The organism is Aeromonas lacus (assembly GCF_000764665.1).
Taxonomy (GTDB): domain Bacteria; phylum Pseudomonadota; class Gammaproteobacteria; order Enterobacterales; family Aeromonadaceae; genus Aeromonas; species Aeromonas lacus.
In genome coordinates, this window is the sequence record NZ_JRGM01000012.1 from 1 (window position 1) to 20,026 (window position 20,026).

At 56.9% G+C, this 20,026-nt stretch carries 15 protein-coding genes; 4 read left to right on the forward strand and 11 right to left on the reverse strand.

Annotated elements, in window-relative coordinates:
• Positions 1-12: 12 nt before the first annotated feature.
• From LG31_RS0100980 to tapM, 5 genes are read right to left on the reverse strand one after another with little or no spacing between them, the layout of a single operon-like run.
• Positions 13-2,223: a type IV pilus secretin PilQ gene (locus LG31_RS0100980; protein ID WP_033112647.1), complete on the reverse strand. Its 2,211-nt coding sequence runs from the start codon at positions 2,221-2,223 to the stop codon at positions 13-15.
• A gap of 16 nt (positions 2,224-2,239) precedes the next feature.
• Positions 2,240-2,773, reverse strand: a complete 534-nt coding sequence (locus tag LG31_RS0100985) for a pilus assembly protein PilP (RefSeq protein WP_033112648.1) — start codon at positions 2,771-2,773, stop codon at positions 2,240-2,242.
• Positions 2,773-3,369: a PilO family type IV pilus biogenesis protein TapO gene (tapO, locus tag LG31_RS0100990; RefSeq protein WP_033112649.1), complete on the reverse strand. Its 597-nt coding sequence runs from the start codon at positions 3,367-3,369 to the stop codon at positions 2,773-2,775. The genes LG31_RS0100985 and tapO overlap by 1 nt, the downstream gene beginning before the upstream one ends.
• Positions 3,366-3,944, reverse strand: a complete 579-nt coding sequence (gene tapN / locus LG31_RS0100995; protein ID WP_033112650.1) for a PilN family type IV pilus biogenesis protein TapN — start codon at positions 3,942-3,944, stop codon at positions 3,366-3,368. Before tapN ends, tapO begins: the two co-directional genes overlap by 4 nt.
• Positions 3,932-4,996: a PilM family type IVa pilus assembly protein TapM gene (gene tapM / locus LG31_RS0101000; RefSeq protein ID WP_033112651.1), complete on the reverse strand. Its 1,065-nt coding sequence runs from the start codon at positions 4,994-4,996 to the stop codon at positions 3,932-3,934. The genes tapN and tapM overlap by 13 nt, the downstream gene beginning before the upstream one ends.
• A 298-nt stretch (positions 4,997-5,294) precedes the next feature.
• Between tapM and LG31_RS0101005 the strand changes: the two genes are divergently transcribed.
• Positions 5,295-7,745 (forward strand): penicillin-binding protein 1A, encoded by a 2,451-nt coding sequence (locus LG31_RS0101005; RefSeq protein ID WP_033112652.1) that lies wholly within the window; start codon positions 5,295-5,297, stop codon positions 7,743-7,745.
• 50 nt (positions 7,746-7,795) lie between these two features.
• Here the strand turns inward: LG31_RS0101005 and oxyR are convergent, their stop codons facing one another.
• From oxyR to LG31_RS0101025, 4 genes are all read right to left on the reverse strand, one after another.
• Positions 7,796-8,695 carry a DNA-binding transcriptional regulator OxyR gene (gene oxyR, locus LG31_RS0101010; RefSeq protein WP_033112653.1) on the reverse strand — a complete coding sequence of 300 codons (900 nt, stop codon included), beginning with the start codon at positions 8,693-8,695 and terminating at the stop codon, positions 7,796-7,798.
• Positions 8,696-8,845: 150 nt separating this feature from the next.
• Positions 8,846-10,486, reverse strand: a complete 1,641-nt coding sequence (locus LG31_RS0101015; protein ID WP_033112654.1) for a methyl-accepting chemotaxis protein — start codon at positions 10,484-10,486, stop codon at positions 8,846-8,848.
• Between the two features lie 171 nt (positions 10,487-10,657).
• Positions 10,658-11,296: a DsbA family protein gene (locus LG31_RS0101020; protein ID WP_033112655.1), complete on the reverse strand. Its 639-nt coding sequence runs from the start codon at positions 11,294-11,296 to the stop codon at positions 10,658-10,660.
• A gap of 78 nt (positions 11,297-11,374) precedes the next feature.
• The gene (locus LG31_RS0101025; protein ID WP_033112750.1) at positions 11,375-12,235 is read right to left on the reverse strand and encodes a Vmh family MBL fold metallo-hydrolase; all 861 of its coding nucleotides are present in this window, start codon (positions 12,233-12,235) and stop codon (positions 11,375-11,377) included.
• 123 nt (positions 12,236-12,358) lie between these two features.
• On the opposite strand from LG31_RS0101025, the gene LG31_RS0101030 reads away from it, so the two are divergent.
• The gene (locus tag LG31_RS0101030) at positions 12,359-13,258 is read left to right on the forward strand and encodes a LysR family transcriptional regulator (protein ID WP_033112656.1); all 900 of its coding nucleotides are present in this window, start codon (positions 12,359-12,361) and stop codon (positions 13,256-13,258) included.
• A 65-nt stretch (positions 13,259-13,323) separates the two neighbouring features.
• Here LG31_RS0101030 and LG31_RS0101035 read toward each other — a convergent pair whose 3' ends face one another.
• Positions 13,324-14,100: a BPSS1780 family membrane protein gene (locus LG31_RS0101035; protein ID WP_033112657.1), complete on the reverse strand. Its 777-nt coding sequence runs from the start codon at positions 14,098-14,100 to the stop codon at positions 13,324-13,326.
• A 263-nt stretch (positions 14,101-14,363) separates the two neighbouring features.
• Between LG31_RS0101035 and LG31_RS0101040 the strand changes: the two genes are divergently transcribed.
• Positions 14,364-15,185 carry a M23 family metallopeptidase gene (locus LG31_RS0101040; RefSeq protein ID WP_033112658.1) on the forward strand — a complete coding sequence of 274 codons (822 nt, stop codon included), beginning with the start codon at positions 14,364-14,366 and terminating at the stop codon, positions 15,183-15,185.
• Between the two features lie 56 nt (positions 15,186-15,241).
• On the opposite strand, the gene LG31_RS0101045 is transcribed toward LG31_RS0101040, so the two are convergent.
• Complete coding sequence (locus LG31_RS0101045) at positions 15,242-16,576, reverse strand: MATE family efflux transporter (RefSeq protein ID WP_033112659.1); 1,335 nt, start codon at positions 16,574-16,576, stop codon at positions 15,242-15,244.
• Between the two features lie 155 nt (positions 16,577-16,731).
• Here LG31_RS0101045 and mscM point away from each other — a divergent pair, with 155 nt between their 5' ends.
• Entirely contained in the window at positions 16,732-20,013 is a 3,282-nt protein-coding gene (gene mscM / locus LG31_RS0101050; protein ID WP_033112660.1) for a miniconductance mechanosensitive channel MscM, read from the forward strand.
• Positions 20,014-20,026: the final 13 nt, after the last annotated feature.

Genomic DNA, 20,026 nt, shown 5'->3' on the forward strand with positions numbered 1-20,026 from the left:
CATGTAAAGCATTCAAAAAGCGTCGGTGACTATCTTGGGGGTCACGAAAATCAGCAGCTCACGCTTTTTGTTCTCGCTGGTTGTCTTGCGAAACAGGGCACCCAATCCGGGAATATCCCCAAGCAGCGGCACCTTGGTCACATCGCTCTTGATGGTCTGTTGATAAATACCGCCGAGTACCAAGGTCTCACCATTGTTCACCAGCACCTGAGTGGTGATGGACTGGGCGTTGATGGATACGGCATCACCTGTGCCGGTCGGCACTGTCTCACCCTTGGTATCCTGTGTAACGGTCAGATCGAGGATCACCCGGTTGTCGGGAGTGATCTGCGGCGTAACTTTCAGACTCAGTACCGCCTTTTTGAAGGTAACCGAAGTAGCACCACTGGAAGATGACTCTACATAGGGGATCTCGGTACCCTGCTCAATCAACGCAGGCTTCTGGTTGGCGGTAGTCACCCGAGGGCTTGCGATGATTTCGGCCTTGCTCTCTTTCTCCAGCGCAGAAAGCTCGAGATCCAGAAGCGTGCCATCGGCCAGACGAGCCACCTGGAAGGCAAGTGTACCTGCCGCATTGGTAACTGGCAGGTTGACATTCATACGGTCATCAGTTGTGGGTCTGGTAATCGCCGAAGTACCGTTGTTATTACCCGAGGTATCGTTGCCTTCGATGGAGCCCGATGTGCTGTTGCCATGGCCATCATTCTTGGTCACGCCCCAACGCACACCTAGAGCCTCGTCAAAGCCATCATCAATCGTCACCATGCGAGCTTCAATAACGACCTGCTTGACCGGTATATCGAGAATATCCAGCATTCGCTTGATATTGCTGATCACCTCAGCCGTATCCTTCACGACCAGCACATTGGTACGCTCGTCCACACTGACTGCACCGCGGGACGAGAGCAGCTTGGTACTTTGGGAGGAGAGCAATGCCGCGACTTCAGATGCTTTGGCATAGTTAATCTGCAGATATTCGGTGTAGAGCGGGGCCAAATCGGCGACCTGATTGCGACTCTCCAACTGCTGCTTCTCGCGAGTAGCAATCTCGTCAGCAGGAGCAACCAGCAGAATATTGTTGTCCAGCCGCTTATCCAGCCCACGCACCTTCAGGATGATATCGAGTGCCTGCTCCCAAGGTACGCCATCAAGACGCAGCGTGATGTTACCAGATACAGAATCGGTAGTGACCAGGTTGAGGTTATTGAAGTCAGCGATGAGCTGCAGCACGGTCCTTACAGGAATATCCTGAAAGTTCAATGAAATGGGCTTTCCTTGATACTGCTTGGAAGCAGCCGCAGCCGTGCGCTTTTTCACCTCGATAATGAACATTTTGTCTGCCTGATCATAGCGATAATCAAACTGTCCATTCACCGAAAGCTCGAACAGGGTATCACTGCCCTGACGGGACACTTCGACCTGAGAAACCGGGGTCGCGAAATCCTGTACATTGATAAGGTTGAGCAAGCCGTCAGGCACGCTGGTACCGTGGAATTTGGCCATCACCGTCTGGCCGCGACTGCTCACATCCACCGCCGCGGAGCTGTTGTCCAGTGTCACCAGAAACTCGCCCTGACCATCCTTGCCACGACGAAAATCAACGCCAGTTACCGTATTGAAATAGGCTCCACCGCCACTGTTCTGATAATTATTGAGAACGGGTTTGGCTGAGGACGTTGAGGCAACAGGCATCGCCTGCGGTTGAATAGGCCGCGAACTGGCTACAACGTTGGAATTGATCAATGCCGATGTGGTGACAGGAGCTGCTGAAGTGGAAACAGGTACCGCAGCCGGAGTTAACAGAGCATTCTCTGCACTAAAAGACGCCGTTGATGCCCCCTCCCCCAACGACACCAGCAATTTGCTACCCTGCTGCTGCACTTGGTATGGGGCCAGCTGATCAAGAGCGATCTTGATATCAAGTCCGGCGCCTTTACCTTCCACCTTGATGTTATCAACCCCCTGTCTCTGGATCGGTAACGGATTGACCTTGAGGGCACCGACTGCACCGGGAATATGTAACAGCAGTTGATTGGGTTGGTAGGAGAGACGATCGGTAAAACTGCTGACTGGTTCACTAAAACTCAATTCAAGCTGCAGTTGGTCAGCAAGCAGAGGATTGACCTTGATCTCTTGCAGGGTTGCAACCGCCCAGGCCTGAGTGAAGGCACTGGCACAAAACAGCAGGGCCACCTTGGTTACATGTTCCATTGTTCTTCTCATTGCTGCTCATCCCTGATTATTGTTTTGCCTGCGTATTGGCCATGGCCAACTGGGTTTCTCTTGTTACCCAGCACCCCTTCCCATCCGGTATGGTTTCCAGCAAATCCACTGCAGTATCGGTAATTTTGATGACCCGCCCCTGATCAAGCCCCATATACTGGTTTAGCCCGACCCGCATAGACTGACCATCGGGAGTTCGGATCAACGCCCACAATTGCCCGGCCTTGGCCAATGAACCTTGCATCGACAGGCTGGCTAACGAGTAATTCTCCAGCACCTCTTTTTCCCGATCGCTTACTACTTGTGCACAATCAGGCTTTAGCTTGGCACTATTCTCTGCCCCACTGCTCGCCTCGGGCTGAGGCATCATGAAGGGACTACGCAACTCCTGTTGTTGGTAGTGCATGGGAGAAAATGGCTTGAGCTCCGGCAATGGCTCAATGGGGATCGGTGGCCTTGCTTTAACGTCGGCAATATAGGAATCCATGTCCTCCTGGCCACCACACCCCGCCAGCAGGAGAGCAGGTAACAACCAGCAGATACGCTTCATTATTTAGACCCCACTGTTTTGCCGTTATATTTGTAGGTCTTGGCCAGCATCGACATCGAGATCAGGTCTCCCGAATCCTTGTTCTGATCGAGCGTAAAGGAGTCGAGGATGACGATACGAGGTAACGCCGCCATGTCAGCCGTGAACTTGCCAAGTTCATGATAGGTTCCTACCACCTCGATACGCATGGGAAGCTCGGTCGAAAATTCGTGTTTCACTTCAGGTTCCCAATTAATTCGATTCAGCTTCAAGCCGTTATCAGTGGCAATAAAACTGATGTCATCCAGTAACCCCGCTACTTCATGGGTATTGGGCAGTTGCTTTAGCTGGGTATCAACCAGATGTTCCAGCTCAACCATCTGAGCCTTGTATACCCCCAAGTTCGCAGCAAGCATCGCTTTGCTCTCAAACTGAGACTTCAGTTCAGTCTCCTTCTCCGTTTCTTGTGTCAGCACAGCCAGTGAATTGGCTATCACGTAGTAGTAGAGGAGCCCACCAGTCAACACACAGCAAAACAGAATAAAGATCACTTTTGCAGCCTTGGGCCAGCTCGCTATGTTGTTGAAATCCAGCTCATTGAGTTGCTGCAGATTCATTTTTTCCCCTTGTTCGCATCATCGGCAGCTGCCGCATTGTTGGCGATAAGGAACATCATGGAAAACTGGCTGAGGGAAACAGGCTCAACGTCGGCAGTAAAAATAGTGCTGATCTTGGACTGTCCCAGCCAACCGGAAGCATCAATCCTGCGCATCATGCTGGCTACCCGACCATATGCCTCCGTCTTGCCATTTACATCTATCGTATTGTTCTGCAAGGCGAGAGTATTGAGATAAACCCCGTTAGGCACCAAAGATGGCAGTTGGTTGAAGAGGCGAACCGGCAAGTTGCGGCGCATCTGCAACTGCTCGATTAGCTGCATCCTGTCGATAAGCTCTTTGCGCCGCTCCTTGAGCAACCGGATCTCTCCCAGATGCGCATCCAAAATAGCCATCTCCTGAACAAGACGCTGGTTTCGCAGCTGTTGTGAGCCCACCTGATGTTCAACCAACCAGTCGACAAAAAAACCAAGTGCAACCGTAGCCAGCACAAAGGCTCCCAATAAGACACCAAACTGTTTCTTCTGGCGCTGTGCTCGTACCTCGCGCCAGGGCAGGAGGTTTATATTTGACATGGAGTGAAACTCCTCAAAGCCAGCCCGAACGCAGTCATATATTTCGCACCATGTGACTGTTCGACTTCACTCTTGGGTTTGCCAAACAAGGCAAAGAGATCCGGGTGCAATACCTCGCAGTTGACTTCCTCTTTCAGCTGCACCACCAGACCCGGCAACAGGCTCCCTCCACCGCTCAACACCAGCCTGGATACTTCCCGATAGCCGGAAGAGCTGCAAAAGAGCTGGATATTGCGACGAACCTGCTGAAGCAGTGAGTTGATATGGGGCATCAGCACATCCAGCTCGTGATCCACCGGTAGCGTGCCTTTGGTCTTGGCCTGCTCTGCTTCCTCCAGCGTCATGCCATAAAAGGAGGAGAGTGCCTGGCTATATTGATCGCCACCGAAGTTTTGCAGCCGGGAGTAGATAACCTCTCCCTTAACCAGTGCTGCAAAGGTCATTGAGCTGGCACCTATATCAATTACCCCCACAGGCCGTTCGCTTTCCAACAGCTCAGGTAGGCAAGTCACCACGGCGCGTCCCAGTGCGTGTGACCCGATATCAACCACTTTGACCATAAAACCTGACTCGGCAAGCGCGCTAACCCTGCCATTCACGCTTTCGGTTCGTGCTGCACTGAGCAAAACATCAAGACGTTCTTCGTTGTTGAGGGTATTGCCCAGTACTTCAAAATCGAGGCTGACCTCATCAAGCGGAAAGGGAATGATTTGCTCGGCCTCGAGCTGAACCTGATTCTCCAGCTCCTTGTCGCTGAGAGCGGCATCAAGTTGAATAACTTTGGTAATAACGTTGGAACCTGTCACAGCCGTGGCGGCATAGTCGCTGTTACCGGGGAGCAGGCGTTTAAGACTTTTGAGGGACTGGCTGACTCGCTCGATATCCTGCAACTGGTAATCCACCAGCGTCCCCTTCGGGGTAACGATATCTGCGACGGAATCGATATGCAGCTTGCCGGGACGTCCACTGAGGGTGACCGCCTTGATGGTCTGACTGCCAAAATCAACGCCCACCAACGGGAGGAGGGATCCCTTGTTGAATAGCCCAAACATATACACATCCATGCGTTATTGGGTTTGGTTTCTGGGTTGAGTGTAGGACAGCCCACCCGAAGAGGTCTTTGGCTATCCTAAATGCTCTATCTATCAATGTCATAAAGTTTATACCGAAAAGTGACTTGCCTCGCTTTCTTAATCGGAAGGCGTCTCCTTGGTTATTGCGCCCCGGAGTGCTAACCTCTCGCATCCTTCGAGGTGGGTGGCTCGCCACAGGAAAACCTCGAATTCCAGATAGCAAAAGGGCTATACTCTGCGCCCGTTGGCTAATTTTAAGACGATTGGTAGTTCTTCCATGCTGAAATGGCTCGTTCGCCTGTTTATTGTCATGATGCTGGGTGCTGTGCTGGGTGTTGCCAGCCTCATCGGTATCTACTTCTACATCAAGCCTCAACTGCCTGACGTTACTGCGCTGCGTGATGTCAAACTGGCAACTCCGATGCGGGTCTATAGTCGTGATGGCGAGTTGATCGCCCAATATGGCGAGATCCGTCGCATTCCGTTGCGTCTGGATGAAATTCCAAAGCCGATGATCGATGCCGTACTGGCAACGGAAGATGCCCGCTTCTATGAGCACCCGGGGATCGATCCCATCGGCATCCTGCGCGCAGCAACTGTCTGGGCGGTCTCCGGCCAAGCCCGTCAGGGGGCCAGTACCATCACCCAGCAGGTTGCCCGCAACTTCTTCCTGAGCAACGAGAAAACCCTGATCCGCAAGATCAAGGAGGTCTTCCTTGCCTGGCGGATTGAGCAAAACCTCTCCAAAGACGAGATCCTCGAGCTCTATCTCAACAAGATTCCCCTTGGCTACCGTGCATTTGGTGTTGGCGCAGCAGCCCAGGTCTACTTCGGTAAAGAAGTCAAAGATCTGGGACTCGACGAGATCGCCATCATCGCCGGTCTGCCAAAAGCCCCCTCCATGCTCAACCCCATCCGCTCGCCGGAACGCGCCTTTGCACGTCGCAATGTGGTGCTGGGTCGGATGCTGGAGACAGGCAAGATCACTCAGGCCCAGTTTGACGAAGCCTCCAAGATGCCGATCAAGGCCCGTTATCACGGCGCCGAAGTGACCCTGCATGCCCCCTATCTGGGTGAGATGGTGCGCCAGAAAATGGTCGAGCAGTTTGGTGAAGATGCCTACACCATGGGCCTGCATGTCTATACCACCGTCTCCGCCGAACGTCAGCGCGCGGCCAGACAGGCCCTGCTGGACGGTGTCTTTGCCTACGACATGCGCCACGGCTACCGCGGTCCGAGCGAACAATTGTGGAAAGCTGGCGAGCCGAGCTGGGATTACGAGCAGATCGTCGCCCATCTGGCCAAACAGCCTACCTATGATCCACTGATGGCAGCCGTCGTCACCAAGCTGGATGACCGTAATGCCACCTTGGTTCTGAAAAATGGCAAAGAAGCCACCCTTGGCTGGAATGGCATCAAGTGGGCTCGCGCCTTTATTACCGACGACCGCCAGGGCTATGCCCCCAAATCCGCACGGGATGTGTTGAAAGTCGGAGCCCGGATCTGGGTTCGCGAGCAGGGCGAAGAGCTGCTGCTGGCTCAAATCCCGGACGTCAACGCGGCACTGGTTGCCATGAACCCGAAAAATGGTGCGCTGGAAGCGCTGGTCGGTGGCTTCAGCTTCGAACTCTCCAAGTTCAACCGGGTTGATCAAGCGCGTCGCCAGATTGGTTCCAACATCAAGCCTTTCCTCTATGCCACCGCGCTGGAGCATGGTTATACCCTGGCGTCACTTATCAACGACGCACCGATCAACCAGTGGGATCCCTCCAAGGGACCGATGTGGCAACCCAAAAACTCGCCGGCCGTCTACGATGGTCCGACACCGCTGCGTTTGGGTCTCGCCAAGTCCAAGAACGTCATGTCAGTACGCCTGATGCGCGCCATTGGCCTCGATACCTATATCGACGGCCTGACCCGCTTCGGTTTCCCCCGTGACTTCATTTCACCTCATGAAGCATTGGCGCTGGGCGCTGCCGAATTCACGCCTCTTGAAGTGGTACGCGGCTACTCGGTGCTGGCCAACGGCGGTTTCCTGGTCACCCCTTACTTTATCGACAAGGTAACTGACAGCCAGGAGAACACCCTCTATCAAGCCAATCCGGCGATCGCCTGCACCACCTGCGAACAGCAGAGTGACCCGCTGCAACAGACTGCACCTGCCACTGAAGGCGCTCCAGCCAGTGCAACTGAAGCTATAGCTCCGCACACCATCAGTGCCCAGAGCTCTTTCCTCATTACCGATACCCTGAGCACCGCCATCTGGGGTGGCAACGGTTGGCGCGGTACTGGCTGGCGTGCAGCGCGTGACCTTAAACGCCACGATATTTCCGGTAAAACCGGTACCACCAACGAATCTCGTGATGCCTGGTTCTCCGGCTATACCCCGGATATTGTCGCCACATCCTGGATCGGGTTTGACAACCACCAGCGCGGTCTGGGCCGTGCCGAGTTTGGCGGCGGTGCTGCCCAGCCTATCTGGATCGACTTCATGAAGGTGGCACTCAAGAATATCCCCGAGCACAAGATGCCGGTGCCGGAAGGGATCATGACCGTCAAGATTGACAGTGAGACAGGACTGCTGGCCACGGGTGGCGGTACCGATGAATACTTCAAGGAAGGAACCGAACCGACCCGCTATGCGACACCAACCTCTGATGGCAATCAGGTGTATGGCGGAGATAATCCGAATGTAGAAGGCCCCGTCTCCACCGACGATATCTTCTAAATCAGCTCAAATGGTTCAAATCAAACCGGCAGCCTGCGCTGCCGGTTTTTTTATTGCGCCAGAGCGACCTTCATCAAGCCCGCAATTTTGGCTGCCAGTTCATTGAAACATGGGCGACGTACCGAGTAGTGACGATAGAGCAAAGAGATAGTCCGCCCGGGAACCGGATCGATAACAGGTCGATAACTGACGCCCCCTTCATCACGATCGGCAGGCACTGCCAGTCGGGGAATGAGGGTCATGCCACTACCAGCAGCCACCATGTTGCGCAGCGTCTCCAAGCTGGTTCCCTTGAACCGCTGATCCTCACCGATACCGCCGGCAAAGCAGAAGCCCATGGCTTGATCCCGCAAGCAGTGGCCATCCTCCAGCATCAGCAACTTTTTGCCCTTGAGATGTCCGAGAGGAACCTCTTTGGCGCTTGCCTCCGGGTGCTGGCAAGGCACTGCCAACCACATCGGCTCGTGATAAAGCGGGATGGAGCCAAAGCCCTCCATGCCAGCCATCTCGGCCAGAATGACGCAATCCAGCTCTCCCTCCTCCAGCCGCTTGAGCAAGCTCTGGGTCTGCTCTTCATAGAGATAGAATTCCAGCTGGGGGAAGCTCTCGCGCAGGGCTTGAATGATACGGGGCAACAGGTAAGGCCCCACCGTCGGGATAAATCCGATATGGATCTCCCCCGACATGGGCTCGGAAAAATGCTGGCCGATACTCTTGAGCTCACGCACTTCCTTGAGCACACGTCTCGCCTGCTGGGCCATGGCATCCCCTGCCGGGGTAAACAGAACCTTGCGTGAGGTGCGCTCAATCAGGATCACCCCAAGTTCATCTTCCAGCTTGCGCAGTTGGCCACTCAGGGTTGGTTGGCTGACAAAGCAGCGCTCGGCCGCCTTGCGAAAGTGCTTTTCCTCATCCAGCGCCACCAGATATTCGAGATCACGAAGGTTCATACAGCAAGAGTCCTGCCCGGCAAATGGGTCACCAGAATGCCCAATATCCGCACAAGGAACAAGCCACCGCCATCCCCGGGCTTACGCTATCTTGCTGCGCTAATAAAAAGGCCGACAACCTTGCGGTTGTCGGCCTTGCTTTTGTAACAATCAAACCCGGAAACGTCGCACCATCTCCTGCAGCTGGGTCGCCAGATGGTTCAGTTCGTTGCACGCCTGCGCCATCTGGGTTGCACCGGAAGCAACCTCCTCGGAGGCGTGGCTGATATTGACTACGTTGCGGTTGAGCTCTTCGCTCACCGCCCCCTGCTCTTCGGTCGCTGTCGCGATCTGGATATTCATGTGAGATATGCTGCTGACCGAGCCACTGATCTGGGAGATAGACTCACCAGCTTCCCGCGCCGTGGCCACAGTGGTATTCATCAGATCCTGGCTCTGCTGCATGGTGCTGCCAGCTTGCTCGGCACGTTGTTGCAGCTCGGCGATGATGTTGTTGATCTGGGAAGTGGAGTCCTGAGTACGTTTGGCCAGGGTTCTCACCTCGTCCGCCACCACCGCAAACCCGCGACCCTGTTCACCGGCACGGGCAGCCTCGATAGCCGCGTTGAGCGCCAGCAGGTTGGTCTGCTCGGCTATTCCGCGGATCACTTCCAGCACCATGCCGATGTTGCGACTGTCATCACCCAACTGGCGGATCACCACTGCCGTGCTCTCGATAGCACTCGCCACCCGCTCGATGCGCTGGATGGAATCATTGACCGTCTTGGCACCCAGTTCAGCAGTTTCACTGGCAGAAGTGGCCGCACTGGCAGCATCGCTGGTGTTGCGCGATACCTCCTGTACTGTGGCTTGCATCTCGTTCATCGCCGTTGCCAGCTGATTGAGCTCATGCTGCTGGGAATGCATATTGTTGGCAGACTGGCTGGCGACCGAGCTGATCTCCTCGGCAGCAGAACTAAGTTGCACCACTGAACCTGATACTTCGCTGACCAGAGTACGCAAATTGGTCTGCATCTCGCCAAACCCCTTGGCCAGCGTACCCAATTCGTCGTTGTTGAACTGCTGCATATCGATACGCGAGGTGAGATCCCCGGCAGAGACTCTGCGAGTCTGCTCAAGGAGAACCATAACCGGATTGCGGATCTGGCCGGTCAGCAACCAGGCAATCACAACGACAAAGCCAAGGGTGATCAGGCTGACAACAATGCTCATGGTTCTGGCACTGTCGTAAAGATCGGCCACCCCTTTGGTCATCTGCTCCGCAATTTCATTGTTGATTTCTCGCAGTCGCAGTGACTTTGCCCCCGCCTCTTCCAAAGCAGCTCTGGTCTCGTTTTTGCGCAGACTTCTGACTTTATCCAGATCACCGGCAGCAAACGCATTGACCAACTCCTCATGCACCGAGAAATACTTGGCGCCAGCATTAAGCAGTTGCTCATAGGTCTGTTTTTCTTCATCGGTAGTAAAGGGCATTGCACCATATTTTTGAGCTGCAGTATCAAACGCCAGCTTGGCCTTGTTGAAGGTGAGCGTCCGTTCACTCACCTCCTGGGCGTCCTTGTTGAGCCCCGCAATCACCTGAGAGAGCTCGGAGCGACGAGCATCCAGAATGGCAACGTGCATCTGGCTGGCATAGCGGGTGGAAGGCAGCAAATTGGTGGTAATGGTTTCGGTATCACCGTAGAGCTTGGCCAACTGGCTGATGGAGAACCAAGCCAAGCCCAGAACCAGTAAGGCCAGAATGGCAAATCCAGCACTCAGCTTCTGACCAATAGACATGTTTTTGAACATAGGAGGGGTTCCTTGAAATAGGTCTTCACTCCCGCGACATCCTTCGGGAATGGTCATATAGAGCATAGCCTGCAAGCAGAAAATCGAAGTGTTTCATATCGCTTCTGCATACCGGAATATCGGCCTGCCCCCTCCGCACTAAAGGTGCATTGTCTGTTCACACTTTAATAACTATTTCATCAGCTCCAGCAGATGCTGACGCAACCCGGCTGGGTCGCCCAAGAAGTCGGACACTCGTACAGGGCTCACCTTGCCACCGCACTCCAGCCCAAGCGTGGGGTAGCCCTGACCACCAACCCTCTTCATCCACCCCTGGCTGTCAGCCAGATGTTGCAGCAGAGGGGCCTGCAGATAGGCTTGCTGGAACGTGTCTTCACTGATCCCCTGCTCTGCTGCCAGCGTGGCCAGATGCTCGGCAGAGCCCACCCAGATCCCGTCCCGATAATGGGATTGCTGGATCCGGTGCAACATGGTCAGGCCATCACCACCCAGTGCGGTGACTGCCAGTACCGCACGGATCGGCGGTTCGGAGTCCAGCAGACAACCCTCACGCAGCAGAAGATCATTGAAATAGCGCTCGCCAAAAGGCTGACCGGTCAGCGCTTCGATCCGCTGATCATGAGGCCGGACATAGTCGCGCAGCGCTTCGCCCATCGGCTGACGACGCACACCTAGCCAGAGTCCGCCAGCATGGAGCTCAATCTTCAGCCCGGTAATGGTGGCAGCACTTTGCAGCAGGGGCGCCGCACCGTAGCACCAGCCACAGAGGGGGTCATAAACATAATGGAGAACGGGATTCTGTTGCTTCATGGTATCTCTCTTCACATTCAGGATAAAAAACCGGGCCTTCTGGCCCGGTAAAAAAACACAGGGATACGGCTCAGTGAATTACCACTTCATCTCGCCGGTATTGACCTTGGCACCGATGGCCAGACCATCGTCAACCGGCAGGGAGGGGTAGGCCTTCTTCAAGCTATCGATCAGCTGGCCGGAGTTCTTCGCCTTCGCCAGCTCTTGCTCGAAACGCTGCACATAACCACGGGTAAAGGTCACAGCTTCGCTCCCTTTCGGTTCAGCACCCAGGAAGTGGCCCGGCACTACCCGCTCGGGTTTCAGCGCCAGCAGCTTGTCGAGAGCCTGAACCCAGTTGTTGCGTGCTGCTTTGGTCTGGCTGTCTGCCATCCAGACATGCACACCGTGGTAAACCGGCACACCACCAAAAGCAGTCTTGATGGAAGGGGCCCAGAGATAGGCATTCGGTGTGTTCATCTCTTTGATTTCGATCTTCTTGCCATCAAGGGTCAGCTGGCTGGCAGTCATCACTTGCGGCACGGTCAGTCTCTTCGGCGCCCCTTTGCCCAGGATCGGACCCCAGTAAGCCAGTTTGGCATCCTTGGTCTCCTTGATGTGGTCGACCACGTGCTGGTCGGCCAGCACCTTCACGTTCGGGAAGGCGGCCAGTACAGGCTCCAGACCAAAGTAGAAGTCGGGGTCACCGGCGCTGATATAGACGGTGGTCAGCTGCTTGCCACTCTTCTTGATCATGTCGACCAACGCCTGACCATTTTGTACGTCGAACTGGGCATCGATCAGGATGGCCTCTTTATCGCCCGCGACCAGCGAGGAGGAGACCGGGAAGATCGCCTTTTCACCGGGGTTGTAGACGGTCACGCTCAGCGGGCCCGCCAGAACGGCGCCGCTCAACAGGGTGGTGGTCAGAGTCAGGTTGCGGATCAGGTTGTTCATCATGTTTTCCTCATTAATCATTCGGGGGTTCATTTGATGGACAGAGTTTATTAGATCACTTAAGGTGCAAATACAGCACTAACAGCGCATCACTGTTGCACAAATCGAACATATAGAGAGCCATATATGGATCGACTGACCGCTTTACGGGTCTTCGTCAGCGTAGTCGAACAGGGGAGTCTGAGTGGCGCCGGCGAGAAACTGGATATGTCGCGCGCCATGGTGTCACGCTATCTGGCCGAGCTGGAGAGCTGGATGGGCGCCCGGCTGCTGCATCGCACCACCCGGCGTCTCAGCCTGACCGGCCCTGGTGAGGAGGCGCTGAACCGGGCCCGCGCCATGCTGGCGCTGGGAGAGGAGATGGAGCAGATCGCCGTGAAGGGGGATGATGCTCCCAAGGGGCAACTGCGGATCACCAGCAGTTACTCCCTGTCGGAAGCCTTGCTGGTTGGTGCAGCCAACGACTATCTGGCGCAATATCCGGGCACCGCCATCGATATCCTGCTGCTGGACAGAACCGTCAATCTGGTGGAGGAGCGGATCGATCTGGCCGTGCGCATCACCAACGATCTCGACCCCAATCTGGTGGCTCGCCGACTTGGCACCTGCCACTCGGTGGTCTGCGCCAGTCCGGCCTATCTGGCCAACCACCCGGCACCGCAAAAGGTGCAGGATCTGGCGCTGCACAACTGCCTCACCTACACCTACTTCGGCAAGAGTCTGTGGGAGTTCAACGGCCCGGACGGCCCCGAGTCGGTGCCGGTCAGCGGCAACCTGAGTGCCAACATCTCCAACCTGTTGCTGGAGGCGACGCTGGGCGGCGCCGGGATCAGCCTGCAACCGCGCTATTCCGCCCAACCCTATCTGGAACGGGGAGAGCTGGTCCCGCTGCTGACCCAGTGGCAACCCAAGCGCCTCGGCGTTTACGGGGTGTATGCCACCCGCAAGCAGATGTCACCACTGCTGCGCAGCTTCCTAGATTTTCTGCTGGCTAGCATGGCGGCCGACCCGCTTTGGCGGGAGTGAAAACATCCAGCAATGCAGAAGGGGTCGCAGAGGGCCCCTTCTTTAATCAATTGTTCAAGGCTGCGTCACGCTTCGAAGCCAAACGGAGTAACCGGAGGCGTTACCTCCCCCTCTTCGTCGACGAAGATGTCGCGGTACGCCACATAGATGGAGTAGTTGAGCGCTGGGATCACCACCAGCAGACCAACCAGTAGCAGCACAGCGCCAAAGAACAGCAGGATGGCGCAGAGGATCCCCCACCAGAAGAAGGGCCACATGTTGCGCCAGCAGCCGGCAAAGCTGAGGCGAGCCGCCTGCAAAATACCGATATCGTGGAAATAGATGAGGGCCGGCGCAAAGGTGACCGCCATCAGCACCGGAATAACCAGCAGCATCCCCACCAGCAGCACGATCAGCAACTGCTGCACCTGCAGGGCAGAGACCACCATGCTATCGGGATCCTGGGTCAGCACCGAGAGTAGACCCCACATGGAAAGAAGCCCGACACAAACCAGCCCAATCAGGGTAAAGAGTGCCAATACCAGCAGACCACCCAGCATCAGGGGGGTCAGCTTGTGGCGAAAACCGGCAAAAAGGTCGTTGAAGTTGAGCGCTTCACCGCGGTATCCCCTGGCAGCCACGACGGCCCACCCCGCCCCCCACACCATGTAGAGCAGTTGGGAGATCAGCCCGCCGGCTGGCAGCAGGTCGAGCACCATGCCAACGCCGAACCAGAACACCACCATGGCGACGCTGGCTCCCATCCCCTTGTTGAAGATATCGAACCCGCTGCGAACCCAGACCCAGCCACGGCTGAGCGGGTGGCGGGCCGGTGCTTGGCGCAAAGGGGATAATCCATTCATGTCGTCTCCTCGGTGTATCGCAGGCATCAGTGCCGGATGCCGATTCTAGAGGCTGGACACCAGTGACTCAATGGCGAAGCGGGATGTCAGCGACATAAAACCTGACGCAGCCAACCCCGATTGTCCGCTCTTTTCAACACCCGGCACTGGCTGCAACTACGCAGAGAGGGCAAAATCGTCTCCCTGCGCCCGCAGGCCAATCAGCCAGCCCACGGGGCGCACTTTCCGCCATCTGAGGCGTTTTAACAGCGAGTGGTATCGTCATGAGAGTTGTGTGTTGTCTGTTGTTATTGCTGGCCAGCCAGTCGGCGCTTGCCGAAGGTTTTATCAGCCGTCTGCTCAACCATCCGGTGCCGGGCGGCGTGGCCGTTGTCCCCCTTGGCAAGGCATCCCCGGCGCCACAAGCCCATTATCAGGGCAAGCCCGTACTGGTCGTGCAGGAAGATGGCCAGTGGATCGCCATCGTAGGCATCTCCCTCAAAAGCCCGCTTGGTAACCAAAACCTGACCACAAGCGATGGTCGCACCCTCGCCTTCACCGTGACACCGAAGCACTACCGCGAGCAGCACATCAAGCTAAAAAACAGCCGTCAGGTCAATCCGCTCGCCGAAGACATGACCCGCATCAACCGTGAACTGGCTGAGCAGACCCGTGCTTATCAAACCTTTAGTCCCAACCAGCCGAGCAATCTGATGTTCGACAAGCCGGTCGATGGCCCGCTGTCGAGCCCGTTTGGCCTGCGCCGCTTCTTCAATGGTGAGGAGCGCAATCCGCACTCCGGGCTCGACTTCGCCGTCGGCGCCGGCACCCCGATCAAATCCCCCGCCGCCGGCAGGGTAATTCTGATTGGCAACTACTTCTTCAACGGCAATACCGTTTTTGTCGACCACGGTCAGGGGCTCATCAGCATGTTCTGCCACATGTCGAAAATCGATGTGAAGCTCGGCCAGAGTCTGCCGCGCGGCGGCATTGTCGGACGGGTCGGTTCAACCGGTCGCGCCACCGGGCCCCATATGCACTGGAACGTCAGCCTCAACGACACCCGGGTCGATCCCGCCATCTTTATCGGCGCGTTCAAGCCCTGATAATGACAAAGGCAGCCAATGGCTGCCTTTGTTGTATAAAACGCCCGGTATTCTGACTAGACCGGTGTGTGGGAGCCGGACTCCTGACGCATCGCCCGCCACATCAGCAACACCAGCAGAGTGCTGCAGGTCGGCAGTGCCAGCCACACCCCGGCCACGCCCCACATGGTCGAGAATCCCCACAGGAAGCCACCGATCAGCAGCAGCTTGCCACCGGTCAGCAGCGAGGCAATGCGGGGACGGTTGATCGCCTGAAAATAGGTGGCGCCCACCAGCAGCAATCCCTCCATCGGCAGCCCCCAGAAGTAGAGCCAGATCCCGAGCGTTGCCACCGGCAGCAGGGTGGGATTGTCGCCAGCAAAGAGGTAGACAGCCCCCTCGGGCCAGAGGTAGAGCGGCACCATGCCACAAAGTGCGATGGCGACGGTCACCCCCAGCGCCAGATTGCGGATCCGCAACACCCGTTGCCAGTTGCCCGCGCCGGCATTGAAGCTGGCGATGGGCTGGATCCCCATGGCAATCCCCTCGAAAATGAGATAGAAGAAGGCCTCGGTATAGCTGATCACCCCGTAGGCAGCGACATGCAAAGAGGTGCCGACAGCCAGCAGTGCCTTGTTATGCAGCGCCAGCACCACCGAGAGGTAGAGATACATCAGGAAGCTGGAGAAGCCGAGTTTCACCGTCTCCAGCATCAGCCGCCAGTCGGGCAGCAGGGTATCCCAACCGATGCGCAACTTGCTGCGCGGAGTAAAGAAGTGCCACAGGCAGAGGCCACCGGTAACCGCCTGGGAGAGCATGGTGGCAATCGCGGCACCTGCCAGCCCCCATGGAATGACTGCCATCAGCAGATAGTCGAGCAGCACGTTGAGCAGGCCGCCCCCGACCAGGATCCAGGTAGTCAGTCCCGGCCGCCCGTCGTTGCGCAGCAGGGCGGTAAAGGCCATGGAGAGCACGGCAAAGACGCCGAGCCAGGCATACCACTGCAGATAGGCCAGACCGGCGGTAAAAATATCCCCTTCTGCCCCCATCCAGGCCAGCATCTCATCGCCATAGTTGATGCCGATGAAGGCGAGCACGGCCGCGGCCACCAGCACCATCACCAGTGCATTGCCGACGATATGGCGCGCCCGTTTTTGCTCCCCCTTGCCAAGATAGAAAGAGGCGAGCGAGGAGGAGCCCATGCCGATCAGCGCACCAACAGCGTAAAGCACGGCGCAGATGGGATAGGCAAGCATCAGTCCGGCCAAGCCATCCTGCCCCAGAATATGGCCGACAAAGATGCCATCGATGGTGACATAGATGCCAGTGACCAGCATGGCGGCCACGGTCGGGGTGACATAGCGCCAAAAGAGGCGGGAAAGAGGGGCTGTGCCCAGATCGACTGCGGACATAAAATGCTCAATGGAGGGAAAAACGGCCAGAATAATAGCCAAATCGGGCCGGGATCGCCCGTTATTTGTGTTACAAATCATTAATATTGAACGCTTTACCCTCTTCTGCCCCTGCTTTAGGCTAGGGCAACCTCTTATGAACGGACACGTGCTTCATGTTGCAACGCCTGCTCGCCCTCCTGCTTCTTTCCCTCGCTCTGCTCACGACCAATGCACAGGCCGATGACACCATCGCCCAGGCCGAAGCGCTGCTGCAAAGCGTCCCCAAGAGCGATACGCCGGAAAATCAGAAATTGAGGGAGAGCTATCAGCAGGCACTGCAGTTTGCCCGAGAGGCAGAACGTTACCGGGAGCAGGGCAAAGCCTATCAGCAGGTATTGATCGACTATCCCGAGGAGTCGGCCCGCCTCAAGGAGAGCCTGCGCAACTATCAGCCCAAGAGCCGTCCAGCCCTCTCCAGCCTCAAGGAAGAGAGCCTGCGCCAGGCCATTGGCCTTAGCAGCAACCGCCAGATGATGCTGCGCAAAGAGCGTCAGGGCATCATGGACAGCCTCAATCAGCTGGAGAGCACCGGTCAGGATTACCATCTGCGGGTGGATGATCTGCGCAAACAGCTGCAAGTCACCCGCAGTCAGCTGGAGCGACTCAACTTCAGCAGCGAATCGGATCGATTGCAGGAGGCACAACTGCTGCTGACCCGGATCAAGGAGCAGAGTATCTCCGACCGGATCCAGATGCTGGAGCTGGAGCAGCTCTCGGCCCAGCAGCGCAGCGATCTTGGCAAGCTCAAATTGCAGGAGCTCAATCTGACCATTGCCGATGAGGATGAGTGGCAAGCGACCCTGATGGCCCAGCAAAACCAGTTGCGTCGGGAGAAGACCGAGCAGGCACTGGAAGAGAGCGAGCGACTGCGCAAACAGCTCTCGGACGATATGCCTCTGCTGCTGGAGCAGCAGCAACAGAATCAGGCCCTCTCCATCCAGCTCGGCCGACTGGAGGAGCAGATCGAAGAGGTGCAGGACAGGCAACGCAGCGTCGACAAGAATCTGTTTGAGCTCAACGAACTGGTCAACTCGGTACGCGAGCAGCTGGAGTGGTTGCAGATAAGCGACGCTTACGGCGAGAACCTGCGCAGCAAGCTGGCCGATTTACCCGCCTACTACCCCCTCGACAAGCTCGAATCCGAAATCGTCAGCGCCCGCATGGCCAAATACCAGTATGAGACCGAACAGGATACTCTCAAGGATCCCCGCCAGCTGCGCGACCAGCTCCTCGCCAACGAAGAGGTCTCCCTTGACCGCCCGCAGCAGGCAGTGCTCGACAATCTGCTCAAGGCTCGCCGCCAGCTGTTGACCCGTCTCAACGACGCGTCCGACACCCTGATTCAGGAGCAGACCCGGCTCAAGCTGCTCTACAGCCATCGCAACAGCAAGATCGACGAGATCCGTGAGCTCAGCGCCAGTCACCTGTTCTGGATGCCGGATGTGCGGCCGCTCACTCCCTCCGTCATGCTCGGGGTGCCTGCTGCCCTCTCGCTGGCTTTCAATCCGGAGAACTGGCTGCAAGTCCCCCACGCCATCGCCGAAAACACGCCACTCAGTCTGACCCTGGCCACGCTGGGACTGCTGGTACTGGCCTGGAGCTGGTTCAAACTGGCTCGCCATCTGACCCAATATTGCGACCATATAGCGCCACGGATCGGCAAGGTCACCCAGGACAAGTTCAGCCTTACCAGCCGCCTGCTGTTGCGCTCTCTGCTTGCAGCCATGCCGCTCCCCGCCATGGTACTGATGGTGCGGGGGCTGCTCGGCGGCGCCTGGCAATACCCCTTTGCCGTGGCTATCGGCCGTGGCCTTGGCGAGATCTGGTTTCTGCTGCTGGCACTGGTGCTGGCCCGTCATCTCACCCTTGAGAAGGGGATCCTCATCCACCACTTCCGCTGGCCAAAAGAGCAGGTGCAGAAAGTGTGGGGACAGTTTCGCACTCTGCTGCTGGTACTGATCCCGAGCTTTTTCGTGCAGGGGATGGCCAACAGCTATCAGGAGCACGCCTTCTACGACTCGCTCGGGCGGCTGGCCTTTATCATCGGCGCCCTCTGGCTGCTGCTCTTCTTCGCCAGACTCAACCTGGAGAGACTACCGCTCACCTGGGGCCAGAGCGATATGACCAAGCCCCATCTGCTGCACCACTTCATCTGGAACAGCCTGATGCTGGCGCCGCTATTGGCGGTGATTGGCACCCTGTTTGGCTACTTCTATACCTCGCGCATTCTGCTGCGCCAGCTGGAGTTGAGCCTGCTGATGGGGCTTGGCTGCCTGCTTGTCTACTATCTGGCCAGACGCTGGATGCTGATCCAGCGTCGCCGGCTGGCCTTCGATCGGGCCAAGAGCAAGCGGGCGGAGATCCTGGCCCTGCGCGGACGGGATGAACCGCACGAGGAGCTGAGCTCGGAAATCCCGGATGTGGTCGAGGAGACCGAACTCGACCTCGATACCCTCAGCACCCAGTCGCTGGGACTGATCCGCACTCTGCTGATGCTCGGCTTCACCCTGCTGGTGGTGGTGCAATGGTCGGATCTCAACTCCGCCTTCAGTTTTCTCAGCAATATCGAGGTGTGGCAGGTCAGCAGCAAGATTGGCGGCATAGAGCAGCTCTCTGCCATCACCTTGCAGGATCTGATGCTGACCGCCTTCGTCTTCATCCTGACCGTAGTCACCGCGCGCAACTTGCCTAGTCTGATGGAGCTGACCCTGCTGCAGCATCTGAGCCTCTCCCCCGGCACCGGCTTTGCGCTCACCACCACCAGCAAGTATCTGGTGATCCTGATCGGCGCCCTCACCGGCTTCTCTATGCTCGGCATCGACTGGTCGAAGACCCAGTGGCTGGTAGCAGCCCTCTCGGTCGGCCTAGGTTTCGGTCTGCAGGAGATCTTCGCCAACTTCGTCTCCGGCCTCATCATCCTGTTCGAGAAACCGATCCGGCTGGGTGATACCGTCACCATCCGCGACCTCACCGGCACAGTGACCAAGATCAAGACGCGCGCCACCACCATAGTGGATTGGGATCGCAAGGAGATCATCGTCCCCAACAAGGCCTTCATCACCGAGCAGTTCATCAACTGGTCGCTCTCCGACGCCATAACCCGGGTACGACTGCGGATCCGCATCGGCCTGACCCGGGATCCCAAACTGGTTCAAACTATTCTGGAAGAGTCGGTCAAGGCATCGACATTGGTGCTCGATACTCCGACACCCGAAGTGTTCCTGATCGAGTTCACCGACTCGGCACTGATCTACGAGATCCGGCTCTACGTGAACAACATGGATCACCGGATGCCCATCACCCACGAAGTTCACTCGCTGGTGCTGGAGAAGATGCAGCAACAGGGGCTCACCCTGCCCCACCAACAGATCGATATTCACTTGAGCAGGGGCTAACCCGGCCAATGAG

Coding starts and splice junctions, on each gene's coding strand:
- LG31_RS0101025 (WP_033112750.1), bottom strand. CDS start 12,235: ATGATGAACAACCTGATCCGCAACCTGACTCTGACCACCACCCTGTTG.
- LG31_RS0101040 (WP_033112658.1), top strand. CDS start 14,364: ATGAGAGTTGTGTGTTGTCTGTTGTTATTGCTGGCCAGCCAGTCGGCG.
- LG31_RS0100980 (WP_033112647.1), bottom strand. CDS start 2,223: ATGAGAAGAACAATGGAACATGTAACCAAGGTGGCCCTGCTGTTTTGT.
- LG31_RS0101030 (WP_033112656.1), top strand. CDS start 12,359: ATGGATCGACTGACCGCTTTACGGGTCTTCGTCAGCGTAGTCGAACAG.
- LG31_RS0101020 (WP_033112655.1), bottom strand. CDS start 11,296: ATGAAGCAACAGAATCCCGTTCTCCATTATGTTTATGACCCCCTCTGT.
- LG31_RS0100985 (WP_033112648.1), bottom strand. CDS start 2,773: ATGAAGCGTATCTGCTGGTTGTTACCTGCTCTCCTGCTGGCGGGGTGT.
- LG31_RS0101005 (WP_033112652.1), top strand. CDS start 5,295: ATGCTGAAATGGCTCGTTCGCCTGTTTATTGTCATGATGCTGGGTGCT.
- LG31_RS0101015 (WP_033112654.1), bottom strand. CDS start 10,486: ATGTTCAAAAACATGTCTATTGGTCAGAAGCTGAGTGCTGGATTTGCC.
- tapM (WP_033112651.1), bottom strand. CDS start 4,996: ATGTTTGGGCTATTCAACAAGGGATCCCTCCTCCCGTTGGTGGGCGTT.
- tapO (WP_033112649.1), bottom strand. CDS start 3,369: ATGAATCTGCAGCAACTCAATGAGCTGGATTTCAACAACATAGCGAGC.
- oxyR (WP_033112653.1), bottom strand. CDS start 8,695: ATGAACCTTCGTGATCTCGAATATCTGGTGGCGCTGGATGAGGAAAAG.
- LG31_RS0101035 (WP_033112657.1), bottom strand. CDS start 14,100: ATGAATGGATTATCCCCTTTGCGCCAAGCACCGGCCCGCCACCCGCTC.
- LG31_RS0101045 (WP_033112659.1), bottom strand. CDS start 16,576: ATGTCCGCAGTCGATCTGGGCACAGCCCCTCTTTCCCGCCTCTTTTGG.
- mscM (WP_033112660.1), top strand. CDS start 16,732: ATGTTGCAACGCCTGCTCGCCCTCCTGCTTCTTTCCCTCGCTCTGCTC.
- tapN (WP_033112650.1), bottom strand. CDS start 3,944: ATGTCAAATATAAACCTCCTGCCCTGGCGCGAGGTACGAGCACAGCGC.